Here is a 14,701-nt window from a genome sequence, read left to right on the forward strand (position 1 = left end):
TTCCATGCCCTCCGATGACCTCTCGGCCCTGACCCCGACCCAGATCAAGGCGCTGAAGGCCCTCTTGACCGAGGGGCGCGAGGTCGACAACAAGGAGTTGGAGAGCCGTTTCGGCATTTCTCTCACCGGCGCCAACAGTAGGAAATTGGAGGAGCTCGGGCTGGTGGAGGCCACTCGTTCGAGCCGGCCGTTTTCCCACAAGCTCACGTCGAAGGGCCAGGCGGTGGCCCTGCAACTGAACGACCCAGAGCCGCCACGGGCGTCGAAGCCTGACGTCCCGAAGTACGACTCCGCCATACCGAAGCTCTCGCCGAACCAGATTCTTGTTCTGGTGGTGCTGATGTCCGAGGCTCGCGAGCTGAACAACAACGAGCTGAAGGAACTCGCCGGATTCCCGCTCTCCGGCACCGACAACAAGAAGCTGGAACAAACGCTCGGCCTCGTGGAGACCGACCGGTCGCACGCGCCCTACTCCCACCAGCTGACCGACAAGGGCTGGTCGCAGGTTCGGAGTCTGCACCTGATGGAACCGCCGAAGGAGTCGAGGTCGGCGACTCGGACTCTGTTGACCCTGCTCGGCAACATCAACCGGTCGCTGGGACAGTTGCAGACCACCCACGGCGTCAAGCTCAGCCACGGCGAGTTCTTCCGGCGACAGCCGGCTCCGGCTGAGGGCGGCGCTGCCGAGGTCGTGGACGCCGAATCGGTGGTTCGGAAGGCGTACGCGCTGCTGGCTGGACAACCCGGCGAGTGGGTCGGCCTTGCCGATCTGCGCGATCAGTTGCCCGGCTTGTCGCGCGCCGACGTGGACGGGGCGCTGCTGGCTCTGCTCGACCAGGACGGCGTACGGATCATTCCCGTTGCCAACACCAAGGCGCTCACCGCGCGTGACCGGGCCGCTGCCATCGATATCGGCGGCGAGGCCAACCACGTTCTGTCGATCGGCCACCCGTGATACCGGCCGCCGAACGGTCCGCACTGGAGGCACTCCACTTCAACCCGGCGCCAACTCCGGAGGACATCTGGCGGCCGTCGCCGTACGACGTGCCGGAGCTCCACGAGCGGGCGGTCAAGGAGATTCTCAGCGGCGTCGGCAAAGCCCGGCGCGACGACACCGTGACCCCGCTGGGCGTCGCACTGCAAGGGCGGGCCGGCTCGGGGAAGACCCATCTGCTGGGTGCGGTACGCGAGACGATCCAGCGCGCTGACGGCGGCGGCTACTTCTTCCTCGTGAGCATGATCAACGGGCGTACGTTCTGGGAGAGCACGGTCCAAGGCATCATCGGCGGGCTCGCCCGCGAGACGCTCGGCCTGGGCACGCAACTCAAGACGTTCCTGCGTCGTCTCACGCCGTATCTGGGCATCCGGCCGGAGGTCCGCGACGCGGTCGTTGGCAACGCCCCGCTCACCCGTGAACACATGGATGCCTTCATCGCCGGGCTGCGCCGGTTCGACAAAGCCGTCGGTCTCGAGTGCCAGGACACCGCTCGCGCGCTGGTCCTCTACGGATCGCTCGACTTCGACCAACAGGATGTCGGCCTGGCCCACCTCATCTCCGAACCGGCCGAGCCGACGGACCGTGCGGAATGGGGCTTCACCCCGCACGTCCGGAAGCCGCAAGAAGTCGTCCGCGACATCTCCCGGCTCATCGCGTTGACGCTGAGCCCCAGCGTGATCGCGATCGACCAGCTCGACACGCTGTTCGCGCAGAGCGCCATCTCGCTGACCAGCCGGGATGAGGTCTTGGAGTTCGGCCAGGCGGCGGCCGTCGGCCTCGTCGCCGATGGACTACTGACCCTGCGCGACGTCACGCAGCGCACCGTGGTGGTGATGTCGTGCCTGCCGGACACCTGGGAGTTGCTGAAGCGCAGTGCTCCCGGGCCGGTCATCGATCGCTTCCGGGAGACGCTGCTGCCCGACCGGATCAACAGCGCCGAGATTGCCCGCATGATCGTGGAGAAGCGGTTCGCCGACGTCTACGGTGCGCACCACCTCTCGGCGGACTACCCGAGCTGGCCGATCCTTCCGGCAGCGTTCGACGAAGCCCGCCGGTTCACCCCGAGGATCCTTCTCCGTCGGGTCGACCAACACCTGCGCCGCTGCCTCGACAACGATGAAATCACCGAGTTGCAACGGTTTTCCGAACAGTCGTACACGTCCAAGGAGGACAAGGAGCGGGAACGGGGCATCGAGGACGGGTCTGCGCTCGAAGAGTTGGACGCCATGTTCCAGCGGCTCTTGCAGGACGCGGACGTACGCGTCGCCCTTCACAAGCACGGCGAGGACGTCGCGATGCCGCCGCTGCTCTCGGCGGGCTTGCGTGCGTGGATCGACGAGCGGTCGCCCACCGGCGCCGTCTACAAGCAGGACGCGCCACCGAGCGCCAAGCCGGACCTGCACGCGCGTCTCGTCGAAGTGCTCGACGAGGCGACGGAAAACGAGGCGCACTGGGGCTTTCGTGCAATCGCCCACGACAATGCGCGTGCGGTCATCACCCGGATCAAGAACGCCTGCACGGCGACCGGCCTGGACCGGGCGATTCCACAGCGCCGGCTGGTGCTATTGCGACGGGGCGACTGGCCAAGCGGTACGCGCACCGTGGAGACCGTGAACAGGTTCTTGCAGGACGGTGGCGTGTGGCACAGGATCAGCGACTCTGACCTCAAGGTGTTCGACGCGTTGCGGCGCATGCAGACGGTTCCGCACGCCTCGTTCGGCGAGTGGCTGGTCTCCCGGAACCCAGCCAGCAACACGCGCCTGTTCCAGGAGCTGTTCGGCGAACCTGCCGCGCCGCTGGCACCTGACGCGGTGCCTTTGCCGTCCCCCGAGACCGACGCAGCTCAACGGCCGTCGCCCGTCTCAGCGGCGTCGAGTCCAGCCCCACCGAAAGGGGGCGGTCGCTCGATCCTGCTCGGGCAGGTGATGCGGGAAGAGACCGCGTTCGCCGTGGACCTGGAGTCCCTGCGGCGGCATACTGTCATCTTTGCGGGCTCTGGCTCCGGCAAGACCGTGCTCATCCGGCGCCTGGTCGAGGAGTGCGCTCGGCAGGGTGTTTCGGCGATCGTGCTCGACCCTAACAACGATCTCGCCCGGCTCGGCGACGCGTGGCCCGAGCCACCGGCTGGTTGGAGGGCCGGGGACGACCAGCACGCCCGCGATTACCTGGAGCACACCGACGTCGTCGTGTGGACGCCCGGCGTCAGCGGGGGCCGGCCGCTCAGTTTCCAGCCGTTGCCGGATTTCGCGCCCGTCCGTGATTCGCAGGACGAGTTCGACCAAGCGGTCCGGGCGGCGGTGGAGGCGCTCGCCCCGCGCGCGGGCGTCGGCGGTGCCACGAAGTCCGCCGCGCAGGGCAAAGCGGTGCTCACCGAGGCACTGCAGGCGTACGCCCGCGGCGGAACCGTCGGGCTGGAGGGCTTTACGGACTTCCTGGGCGACCTGCCTGAGGACGTAAGCCGGATGAGTAGAGCCGGCAAGCTCGCACACGACCTGTCCGAGACCCTCAAGGCCGCGATGGTGAACGACCCGTTGTTCGGCGGCAAGGGCTCGTCGGCGGATCCGGGAGTGCTGCTGACGCCGCCTCCTGGCAAGCGTGCGCGGGTTTCGGTGATCAGCTTTGTCGGGCTCATGTCCGACTTGGAGAAGCAGGGGTTCGTCAACCAGCTCCAGATGGCGCTGTTCACGTGGCTCAAGCGGCACCCGGCCGGCGACCGGCCATTGGGCGGGCTGTTCATCATGGACGAGGCGCAGACCCTGGCGCCCTCGACCGGCACGACCGCCTCCACGGCGAGCACGATCACGTTGGCATCGCAGGCCCGCAAGTACGGCCTCGGCCTGGTGTTCGCCACCCAGGCGCCGAAGGGCCTGCACAACCAGATCTCGGGCAACGCCACCACGCAGTTCTTCGGCCTGCTGAACGCCCCGGCGCAGATCGACGCGGCGCGCGAGCTGGCCCAGGCCAAGGGCGGCCGGCTGCCCGACATCGGCCTGTTGGGCAGTGGCGAGTTCTACGCGGCTGGCGAGGGATTCTCCTTCGTCAAGGTCCGCACACCGCTGTGTCTGACACACCACCCCAAGGCTCCGCTGACCCCGGAAGAGGTTCTGGAGCGTGCCCGCCGTCAGCACGACAGAAAGTGACTCGCATGCCTTCGGAACGCTCTCGTCGTGAACACATGCTCGACGGCCGCCGGGTCCGCATCGTCGACCTGATCGACGCCGGGTACCTGAAACCGGGCGACGGCCTCTACTACCACCAGCGCATCGGCGAGCCGCCGCACGAGGCGACGGTGACGGAGCGGGGTCGGCTCCGACTCCTTGACGGGCGGGAGTTCAACACGCCGTCCGCGGCCGGCGCCGCGGCCGCCGGGGTGCGCGCCGTGCCTGGATGGTCGGTTTGGCGGCGTGGCCTTCACGGGCCGACCCTGCACCAACTGCGTCAGCAGTTGCTGAAGTCCGTCGCTGACGAGGTAAGCGCGGACAGCGAGCTACCGACTCCGAAGGACGACCTGGTGCGCCGCCGGTTCACGTTCTTGGAGGACACCCATGCGAAGGCGGCTGCTGGCGAGCCCACATCCGTGACCGTGCGCGAGCTGATCACGCTCTGGGACCTGACTGACCGCGACCGCGCCGCCAGCGCTCAGGTCGAGGCCGACCTTGCCAACCACAACCTGACCACCGCACCGGACTTTCGGGCGGTCGGTCTGGACAGCACCGTGCGCCTGTTGCAGTTGCCCGAGCGCCGTGTCGAGGAGATCAGTGCCGCGCCGGATGAGGCGGAGACGAAGGTTGCGGGCGCGATCGACGAGGAGAGCGTCGACATCGGGCTGACGCTGGGCAACCTCTTGTCGGAGGACTTGAGACTCGCATGGGTTCCGCCGACCGCGTCGTTCGAAGAAGTAATCACGATGCTGCAGATCAACGACTATTCACAGGTTGCGGTCCTGGCCAACCAGTACACGCTGCACGGTGCGATCTCGTGGAAGTCGATCGCCGAGGCCAAGCACCTGAACGCCGACGCGACCATAAGCGACGCTGTGCATCCCGCCCAGGTGTTCGACTACGACCGACGCCTGCTCGACGTGCTCGCCACGCTGCAGGAGAACGAGTTCATCTTCGTCCGCGACTTTGACCGCAAGATCAGCGGAATCGTCACCGCCGCCGACGTGGTACGCAAGTACGACGACACGGCCATCCCGTTCTTCCTGATCGGCGAGGTGGACCAGGAGCTGCGCCAGTTGATCGTGAACACCTTCGACGAGGACACCGTCCGCGGCGCGTGCAATTCCGCCGGGATTGGGTTCAAGTCGTTGGAAACCATGACGGTTGGTCAGTACCAGGCCGTTCTCGCGAGTCCGGACTGCTGGCAGCAGTTGGGCTGGCCACTGCACCGGGCCCAGTTCGTCAAGAGGCTCGACGAGATCCGCCAGGTACGGAACAACGTCATGCACTTCAACCCGGATCCGCCGAAGCCCATTGACGTTGCCAAGCTGCGAAATTTCCTTCGCCTCATCCGCCGCTACCGCCGGCACTAACCGCGCGACGAAGAGCAAGGGTGGAGCGCCCCGGCACGCGCTGTCACCTGAGAGTTCAAACCGCCGGCCAGGAGCGTCGGGACGTCTCTGGTGGGGTTGGAGTTCAACGACTCGATCGGATACGAGAACCTGCTCGCGGAGTCAGCTCGGTGCCGCCTTGCGGCGCAGCTCGCGGATGACGCCGTGGCGTTTCAAGGCCCAGACCAGCCGGCGCGCGGGGCGGTGCCGCACGAGCAAGAGCGTCACCTGCCCGACCAGCGTGAGCCGGTGGCCGCGGAACTCGTCCTCCGCCACCTTCCACAGCAGCGCCCGGATCTTCGGCGACTCCAGGGCCTCCCGGGTCTCGGTCCGGACGGCGGGATCGTCCAGGGCGGACCGAACCGACGACGCCAGACCAGGGCGGTCGGCGAGGTTGTCCGAGATCGCTGTGACAAGGCTGTGCCGGATGTCGTCGGTCTCGATCAGCAGCAGCACCGCGCGGCGGATCTCGGCGGTCTCCAGCGCCGACCGTAGGAGCTCCATCGAACGGCGCCGCACCTCGTCGTCGTGGTCGTCGACCGCCAGCGCGGCGAGCAGGGACGTCACTTCGTCGAGGTCGATCAGGTGCTGCAGGCCGGCCCGGAAGTCGGGTCGTTCCCACGCGCCTAGCAGCACCTTGACCACGTTGCGATCCATGCCCTCACCTACCCGATCGACCGGCAGGCCGAAACGACGAAGGTGTCCCAGGTCCCTCAGCGAACGACGAGGTTGCCCCCGGCCAACCTGAGTTCCTGGCTCTTGGCTCCTGTCCACTCGGAGGAGAAGAGCAGCGTGTTTCCGTTCCAGAGGGTGATCGCGAACGAATCCGCAGACCCCGGCGAGCCCCGGTCGCTCACCGTCACCTGCAGGGTCAACCCGCTGGCCACCAGCGTTGAACCGGTTACGTCGTGGAGGTTGGCCTTCGCCCGAAGGTCAGCCCGAGCGACCCCGCCGGCGGAGCTGGACCCGAGCGACTCGATCGAAGTGCTCCGGATCTCGTACGTGCGGCTGCCGCTCTGGAACCGCACCGTCGCCTGGCCGGACCCGTTCTTCGGCGTGAAGTCGACCTGCGAACCAAGCCTGGCCGGATACGTGCCGGCAGACCTGAGCGGGCGGATGTTGCCGCTCCCGGTGATGGAACCCAACTTGGCGACCGTGACCAACCCCGAGTCGCCACCCACGTAGTAGCCACCCACCGAGACCGTGATGGTGTGCGAGCCCCGCGAAAGCGGCGCGCTGCACGACGCCGACCCGACCGTAGGAGCGGCGCCCACCAAACCGACCGGCGCGCTGCACAGCGTCGCCCCGCCCTCCGTGAACGTCACCGTCGCGTTGCGTACGTCGCCCGGCGTCCGGTCGGTCGCAGCCGCGAACGCCGAGCTGTCCCGGACGGTCGCTCGCAGGACCGTGACACCACCAGACCCGAGCGTGTCACCCGTGTACGTCGCCTCGGCGTTCTCAGGTGACACCACCACTGTGAAGGACGTGGACCCCACCACGCCGGTGGAGTCGGCGACCGTGACCGTGACCGGGTAGGCGCCCGGGGCCGCCAAAGTCGCGCCCGCCACCGTCCAGGTCCGAGTCCCAGGTCGGACAGCGTCTCCGGACGTCGACGCCACCTCCAGCGACAGGCCCGCCGGCAGGCCAGCAGCAGTCGCGGAAAGCTCCGAGCCAGCGGTGTCCCCGTCGCTAGCCGACACCGTCACCGCAGGAGACAGGGCATCGCTGTACTGGACGTGCGCCCCGCCAGCAGGGGCGTCGGACGACACGACCGGAGCCGCGTTGATCGTCAGGTCCGCGTCGCTGAGATCGAAGAAGATGTTGCCGACCGCCTCGATCTTGATTCGGCCAGCAGCCGTGCCGACGTTCGGCAGCGTGACCGACTCGCTTCCGTCGTTGGCCGTGCTCGAGGCCAGCACGTACGGGAAGGTCGCCCCGCCGTCCGTGGACAGCGAGATGCGCACGTTGGCCGCGTTCACCGGAGCGACATCAGTGCCCGCGACATCCCAACTCAAAGCCAGAGGCGCGCCACCCGAGACAGTGGTCGCCGCCGACTGCGAGGTGACCAGGAACGGCCCGGCCGAAGGCGCCAGCGTGATCGCGACCTCCGCGTTGGCGACGCCGCCGCCACCGGAGTGCCCATCCCGGGCCGTGAGCCGGAAGTGCATGGTCCGGTCGTTGTCGAAGCCGACCCAGTCCGCGGTGGGCAGGAACTCCGAGTAGCAGTCGCGGACGTCCGCCGGCACGTTGGAGCCGCCCGATGTCGGCGGTGGCGGCGCAGCGGGACAGGTGCCGGTCGCCGCGTTCGTGTTGCCCGCGGCGATCTGTGCCAGATCGGGGAACACCCGCGTCGGATCGACAGACACCGCGTTCTCGCCGGGGGAGTAGTACTCGAGGGTGTCGGTGGGGGACACGATCGCGGCCGTGCCGAACTGGCGGAACAGCGGGCCGTTCGTCTTCACGTTGTTGACCAGCGCCGTCCCGACCGTGCTGCCACCGGAGAGTCCGCCGCGGTCGTTCTGCTCCCACAGGTAAGTCACCGCGTCGCCCTCAGCATCGATGGCGCTGCCGGTGAGGGCGAACGGCGTCCGGACCGGGATGGTCACGGCGGCCGGGACCGTCACGACCGGCGCGTGGTTGCCGGTCTCCGTGACCACGTTGCCACCGTTGTCGATCGGGCCGCCCTTGGCCGTCTCGCCGACGAACCCGGACGCACCGACCAGGTCCGTGAGGGCGAGCGCCGAGACGTTCGCGGCGCCCGTGAAGGTGACCTGGAAGCCGACGTCGGTCAACGTGCCCGTGCCCCCGAAGGCCGCCACGGTGACGGTCGTGCCGGCGGGCAACACCGCGTCGATCGCCGCCTTGATCCCGGCCAGCGAATACCCGACACCCCGCACCACAGGAGAGGAGGCGACGCCGTCGAACGAGAGCGTGAACGAGTCGCCGTCCGTGTCGAAGTCCCGCAGCGAGACCGTCTGCACCTCGTTGATCGCTGGACGGTTCGACGTGATGTACGTCGTGATCTCGGTGAAGCTGCGCTGCGACCAGTACGGGTCGCTGTGCGGCTGGAGGTCGTCCTGACGGCAGATCCCCGCGTACGCCATGATGGACGATCCACTGCCCGGCTCGACCGAGTTCGCGGCGCTGCGGTTGCCCCCGGAGCAGTTGAGCTGGGTGCCGTTGAAGGTGTGGTTGCCGGCGAACTGGTGGCCCATCTCGTGCGCGACGTAGTCGACGGCGTAGAAGTCGCCGACCGGGGTGGGCAGGCCCGTGCAGCCGCGCGCCTTGCCGTCACCGCCGACGACGCCGAGGCCGGCCACACCACCGCCGGCGACGCCGAGGCCGAGGTGGCCCACGTCGTAGTTGCTGGCGCCGACGAGCTGGCCGAGCACGATCCGGTTGCGGTTGAGCGCCCCGCCGGTGCATGCGGTGAGCTGGGCCGGCGTGAAGCACGCCGACGCGCCGCACGGCCCGTTGGGCTCGGTCGCCAGCGCCGCGGTGTTCAGGTTGGTCTTGTCGGTGTCGTTGACCAGGACCAGGCGGATGGCGGTCTCGTCCTCGTAGACCTGCGTCACCCGGTTCATCAACGTGACCTTCGCGGCGGTCACGTTGTCGGCACCGAAGAAGGTGGCGTACGACGGGTCGGTGACCAACGCGACCCGATAGGTGCGCAGGGACACCGGTGCCCCGGCCACCGCGGCGACCTCGTCGGCGAGGGCCGATGCCGCGGTCGCGACGTCCTCGCGCTCGACGAACTCACCGTGGCTGTCGGTCAGGTCCCGGCCGTAGTAGCTCGCGTACAGGCTCTGGTCCTGGTTGTAGTACGGGTCGATGTACCACGCGCCGTGCGGCGAACGGACGGACGCGTGGAACCCCAACGGCGTCAGGTCCGCCCGGATCGTCGCGGTCGGGTCGTCGATGCCCTTGCCGGCGTACGTCTTGATCTCCGGGTGCTTGGCCGCGAGTCCGGCTTCCATGACGGGCGAGTCGGCCAGCCTGAAGCGTTGGAACCCGCCGGCCGGCGTGGGGAGTGACACCACCAACGAGCCCGCCCGGGAAGACAACGTCGACGTCAGCGCGGCCCGGTCGAGGGTGTGCGTGGCGGCCCGTTTGGCCCGGACGTCCACCCGGTGGGCACCCTTGGCCGCCGCGGGCTTGCCGGTGACCCTGGTCCAGGGCGCCTTCGGGTCGGCCGGGGCGGCGGCAGCGGGTGTCGACGCCAGCATCGGCAGCAGTGCCGCCACGAGCGCGGCGACCACGACAGCGGCGAGCGGTCCGCGCCGCCGTCCGTGGCCCGAGCCTCGATTGTGGACAGTGCGGGTCACGGACATCTGGACTCATCTCCTTCGACGGGCCGACGCACCGACACCGTAGGCAGTCGGGCGATGCCGTGACCATGGTCCGTACGGAGGAGAAATCGAACGATGGAAGTTCCTTAATGCCTCGCGGTGAGGTACTCGATGACGACGTCGCCCAGCATCGTGCGGTAGTGGGCGCGGCGGGTCGGGTCGAGCATGTCCCGGTTGAAGATGGCGTTGAACGTGTAGCGGTTGGCGGTGCGGAAGACGCAGAACGCGCTGATCAGCATGTGTACGTCGATCGGGTCGACCCCGTCGCGGAACTCGCCGGCGGCCGCACCGCGTTCCAGGATCTGGCGCAGGACGTCCACCGCCGGGTTGGCCAGGCCGACCAGGGTCGTCGAGCGGACCAGGTGCTCGGCCCGGTGGATGTTCTCGATGCTGACCAGCCGGATGAAGTCCGGGTGCGCCTCGTGGTGGTCGAAGGTCAGCTCGGCCAACTGCCGGATCGCCTCGGTCGGCGACAGGTGCGCCACGTCGAGGCCCTGCTCGAGCGACCGGATCACCGTGTACGCGCGCTCGAGGACCGCGACGTAGAGCTGCTCCTTGCCGCCGAAGTAGTAGTAGATCATCCGCTTCGTCGTGCGCGTCTTCGCGGCGATCTCGTCGACCCGCGCGCCGGCGTACCCCTTGTCGGCGAACTCGTGGGTGGCGACGTCGAGGATCTCGCCGCGGGTGCGGTCGGCGTCGCGCCCCGCGGGTGCCTCTGCTTGTTGCGTTCGCACGGTGCCGTCCCTCCAGATATCGACGAGCCACTGTAGGTCTTCCGGACGGCGGCCGCTCCGAGTATAAGTAACTAACTAGTTCGTACATAGCGAGGAGGCCCGGTGTGTCCTCACCGCACGATCGACAACTTCTGGTCGGCCTGATCGGTGCCGGCATCGGCCCGTCGCTCAGTCCCGCCCTGCACGAGCGCGAAGCCGACGAGCTCGGGATCCGCTGCCTGTACCGCCTGCTGGACCTCGACGTGCTCGACCGGCCGGTCGGCCAGCTCCTGGAAGCCGTGCGGCTGGCGGGCTTCGACGGCGTCAACGTCACCCACCCGGCCAAGCAGCTCGTCATCGCCCACCTCGACGCGCTTTCCCCCGACGCGGCCGCGCTCGGCGCCGTCAACACCGTGGTGTTCTCCGGCGGCCGGGCGGTCGGCCACAACACGGACCTGCCCGGCTTCGCCCGCGCCTTCCGAACAGGGCTGCCGGACGTGGCCCTCGAGCGCGTCGTGCTCCTCGGCGCGGGGGGAGCGGGTGCCGCCGTCGCGCACGGCCTGCTCTCGTCGGGTGTGGCGACCCTGCGGATCGTCGACACCGATCGGGTACGCAGCACCGCGCTGGCCCACTCGGCCGCGGAGCGCTTCGGCGCCGGCCGCGCCGTCGCGGTGCCGGTGGCCGACCTCGCCGAAGCGATGCGGGACGCCGACGGCCTGGCCCACGCGACGCCCACCGGCATGGCGGCACACCCCGGGCTGCCGGTCCCCGCCGACCTGCTGCGCCCCGACCTGTGGGTGGCCGAGATCGTCTACCGCCCGCTGGAGACGGCACTGGTCAGGTTGGCCCGCGCCCGTGGTTGCCGGGTTCTCGACGGCGGCCGGATGGCGGTCTTCCAGGCGGTCGACGCGTTCCGGCTCTTCAGCGGCATCGAGCCGGACGCCGACCGGATGCTGGCGCACTTCGCCGACCTGACCCGAAAGCAGGACGCCCGTGACCACCGTTGAGCAGTCCCGCACCCGCCTCGGCATCGCGTCGGTCTGCCTGTCCGGCACGCTCGAGGACAAGCTCGCGGCGGCCGCCGCGGCCCGCTTCCACGGCGTGGAGATCTTCGCCAACGACCTGGTCGCCTCGTCGTGGTCGCCGGCGCGGATCCGCCAGGAGTGCGCCCGCCGCGGCCTTTCGATCGACCTCTACCAGCCGTTCCGCGACTTCGAGGCGGTGCCGCCGGCGGTCCTCGCCGCCAACCTCCGGCGGGCGGAGCGGACCTTCGACGTGGTCGAGCAACTGGGCGCCACGACGATGCTGGTGTGCTCGACGGTCGCACCCGAGGCGGTCGACGACGACGACCTCGCCGCCGAGCAGCTCCACCTGCTGGCCGACCGCGCGGCGCGGCGCGGCATCCGGATAGCGTACGAGCCGCTGGCCTGGGGTCGGTTCGTCAACTCGTACGCGCACGCCTGGCGCATCGTCCGCCGCGCCGACCATCCCGCGCTCGGGCTGTGCCTGGACAGCTTCCACGTCTGCTCCCGGGGCGACGACCCGGCCGGGATCCGCGTCATCCCCGGCGAGAAAGTCTTCCACCTGCAACTGGCCGACGCCCCGCGCCTGACGATGGACGTCGTCGAATGGAGCCGGCACCACCGCCTGTTCCCGGGCATGGGCTCGTTCGACCTGGCCGGCTTCGTCGGCCATGTGCTCAGCACCGGCTACGCCGGGCCGCTCTCGCTCGAGGTCTTCAACGACGTCTACCGCCAGGCGGACCCCCGGCAGGCCGCGATCGACGGCATGCGGTCGCTGCTCGCCCTGGAAGAAGCGGTGACCGATCAGCGGCACGACCTGCCGCCCGCACCCGCGTTGAGCGGACACGCGTTCACCGAGCTCGCGGTCGACGAGATCTCCGGCCCGGTGGTGGCCCGGGCCCTGGGCACGCTCGGATTCGTCCACAATGGGCAGCATCGCTCCAAGCCGGTGCAGCTGTGGGAGCAGGGCCGCGCCCGGATCCTGTTGAACTTCGCCGCCCAGCGCACGGTTCCACCGGGCACCGCCGCGATCTGTGCGCTGGCCGTGGACACCGCCGACCCGACGGGCTCGACCCAGCGGGCCGAGCGGCTCCTGGCCCCGGTGCTGCCCCGGCTGCGGGAGCGGCAGGAAGCGGAGCTCGCCTCCATCGCCGCACCGGACGGCACCGCCATCTTCCTGGTCGGAGCCGGCGACGGCGCTGAGAGCTGGCTCGACGACTTCCTCCCGACCGGCGCACCACCACGCGCCGACCGCTTCGTGACCGCGATCGACCACGTCTCGCTGACGGGGTCGGTCGACGACTTCGACGAGGCGGCCCTGTTCTATCGCACGGTCCTCGGCCTTCGACACACGGACACCGCCGAGATCGCGGCGCCGTTCGGCCTGATCCGGAGCCGGACCGCCGCGGACCCCAGCCGGCGGGTACGGATCGCCCTGCACACCGCGCCGCTGCGCCGCGGGGACTGGGCTCCGGCGATCCCGAGTCCCCAGCACGTGGCGTTCAGCACCGACGACGCGGTCGCCGCCGCCCGGGCGATGCGCGCACTCGGCGCGCCCGTCCTGTCCGTTCCCGACAACTACTACGTCGACCTCGAGGCCCGGGAGGCGCTCGCCCCCGAGTTGCTGGCGGCGCTGCGCGAGCACTCGATCTTCTACGACCGCGACGAGCAGGGGGAGTACCTGCACTTCTACACCGAGATCCTGGGCTCGCGCCTGTTCTTCGCGGTCGTCCAGCGGATCGGCGACTACGCCGGCTACGGCGACCCCGCCAGCGCCCCCGTGCGGATGGCCGCCCACCGGGAACGGCGGCTGCTGACGTTGCGGGACGCAGGCGCGGACGAGACAGCGCCGCGGCACCACTATTCGCTGGCCCACCTCACCGCGCTGAGCCTGTCGCCGCCCGAGCTCGTCGAGGCCGCCGCCGACGGCGGCTACCGGTACGTGGGCCTGCGGTTGACCCGGGTCACGCCCCAGGAGCCGCACTACCCGCTGGCCACCGACCCGGCGCTGATGCGCACCACGAAGACCCGCCTCGCCGCGACCGGTGTCGAGGTCCTCGACGTCGAGCTGGCCCGGATCAGCCCGGACGAGCACCCGCGCGACTTCCAGCGATTCCTGGAAGCGGGCGCGGAGCTAGGCGCCCGCCACGTCATCACGCAGCTTCCCGATCCGGACCGCGCCCGCAAGACCGACCGGTTCGCGGAGCTGTGTGAGATGGCCCGTCCGCTGGGCCTCACGGTCGACCTCGAGTTCCCGTCGTGGACGGAGACCCCGGACCTGGGCGAGGCGGTACGGGTCCTGCGGGGCGCCGACCAACCCAACGCGGGGATCCTGGTCGACCTGCTGCACTTCGCCCGGTCCGGGTCCAGCGTGGCCGACCTGCGCCTGCTGCCGGCGCACTGGTTCCACTTCGTCCACGTCTGCGACGCGCCGCCGGGCGTACCGCCCACCAACGAAGGGCTCATCCACACCGCGCGGTTCGAGCGCCTGTGCCCGGGACAGGGCGGCATCGACGTCCGTGGCATCCTCGACGCGCTGCCGCCGGGCCTGCCGTACGCGCTGGAGATCCCGCGCGCGACGCTGGTCGCCCAGGTCGGCGCGAAGGAGCACGCCCGCATGTCGATCGCCGCGACCCGCGACTATCTCGACCGCGCCGCCGCGCCGATCAGCTAGAAGAGGGCAAGGGCCCGGATCGCCAGCACATATCCGTGCACGCCGAATCCGGCGATCAGGCCGCGGGCCGCCGGGCACCCGCGCCGCAGGGCGCCGTCGGTGGAGAGGCGGACCTCGACGACCGGGAGCCCCACTTCGACGATGGCATCGTGCAGCGCCACCGAGCTCAGGGCGCCCTGGTTGAGCACCGCGCCGATCGAACGGCCGGCTTGGACGGCGGCGCCTTCCTGGTGGATCCAGTCGACCAGGTCACCCTCGTGGTTCGACCGGCGGAAGGTCGCGGTGAGGCCGAGGCCGGCCGCGACCGCACGGCACGCCACCTCGACCTCGACCGCGGACCCGAACGGAAGCGGAGGTGGCCCGTCGAGGATGGTCACCCCTGGCATACGCGCTC

General features: G+C 69.6%; 9 protein-coding genes. 5 read left to right on the forward strand and 4 right to left on the reverse strand.

From position 1 onward, the window contains the following. Positions 1-4: 4 nt before the first annotated feature. Genes BLV39_RS25350 through BLV39_RS25360 form a run of 3 tightly spaced genes read left to right on the forward strand, consistent with a single transcriptional unit; the run spans position 5 to position 5,531 of the window. Positions 5-955, forward strand: a complete 951-nt coding sequence (locus tag BLV39_RS25350; RefSeq protein ID WP_090798337.1) for a MarR family transcriptional regulator — start codon at positions 5-7, stop codon at positions 953-955. Beyond that, positions 952-4,137 (forward strand): ATP-binding protein, encoded by a 3,186-nt coding sequence (locus BLV39_RS25355; protein WP_239083483.1) that lies wholly within the window; start codon positions 952-954, stop codon positions 4,135-4,137. The genes BLV39_RS25350 and BLV39_RS25355 overlap by 4 nt, the downstream gene beginning before the upstream one ends. Next, positions 4,056-5,531 carry a restriction system modified-DNA reader domain-containing protein gene (locus BLV39_RS25360; protein WP_143049880.1) on the forward strand — a complete coding sequence of 492 codons (1,476 nt, stop codon included), beginning with the start codon at positions 4,056-4,058 and terminating at the stop codon, positions 5,529-5,531. Before BLV39_RS25355 ends, BLV39_RS25360 begins: the two co-directional genes overlap by 82 nt. 141 nt (positions 5,532-5,672) lie before the next feature. On the opposite strand, the gene BLV39_RS25365 is transcribed toward BLV39_RS25360, so the two are convergent. From BLV39_RS25365 to BLV39_RS25375, 3 genes are all read right to left on the reverse strand, one after another. Then, the gene (locus BLV39_RS25365; RefSeq protein WP_090798341.1) at positions 5,673-6,206 is read right to left on the reverse strand and encodes a hypothetical protein; all 534 of its coding nucleotides are present in this window, start codon (positions 6,204-6,206) and stop codon (positions 5,673-5,675) included. 56 nt (positions 6,207-6,262) lie between these two features. Next, positions 6,263-9,880 (reverse strand): reprolysin-like metallopeptidase, encoded by a 3,618-nt coding sequence (locus BLV39_RS25370; protein ID WP_239083482.1) that lies wholly within the window; start codon positions 9,878-9,880, stop codon positions 6,263-6,265. A 104-nt stretch (positions 9,881-9,984) separates the two neighbouring features. Beyond that, positions 9,985-10,632: a TetR/AcrR family transcriptional regulator gene (locus BLV39_RS25375; protein WP_090798343.1), complete on the reverse strand. Its 648-nt coding sequence runs from the start codon at positions 10,630-10,632 to the stop codon at positions 9,985-9,987. 104 nt (positions 10,633-10,736) lie between these two features. Between BLV39_RS25375 and BLV39_RS25380 the strand changes: the two genes are divergently transcribed. Beyond that, a complete protein-coding gene (locus BLV39_RS25380) occupies positions 10,737-11,618 on the forward strand; it encodes a shikimate dehydrogenase (RefSeq protein ID WP_090798345.1) in 882 nt (293 codons plus the stop codon). Continuing rightward, positions 11,605-14,307 carry a TIM barrel protein gene (locus BLV39_RS25385; RefSeq protein ID WP_176985075.1) on the forward strand — a complete coding sequence of 901 codons (2,703 nt, stop codon included), beginning with the start codon at positions 11,605-11,607 and terminating at the stop codon, positions 14,305-14,307. Before BLV39_RS25380 ends, BLV39_RS25385 begins: the two co-directional genes overlap by 14 nt. Here BLV39_RS25385 and BLV39_RS25390 read toward each other — a convergent pair. Next, the gene (locus BLV39_RS25390) at positions 14,304-14,693 is read right to left on the reverse strand and encodes a type II 3-dehydroquinate dehydratase (RefSeq protein WP_090798347.1); all 390 of its coding nucleotides are present in this window, start codon (positions 14,691-14,693) and stop codon (positions 14,304-14,306) included. The genes BLV39_RS25385 and BLV39_RS25390 overlap by 4 nt on opposite strands. Between the last annotated feature and the right edge of the window lie 8 nt (positions 14,694-14,701).

The organism is Asanoa ishikariensis, assembly GCF_900107455.1.
Lineage (GTDB): Bacteria > Actinomycetota > Actinomycetes > Mycobacteriales > Micromonosporaceae > Asanoa > Asanoa ishikariensis.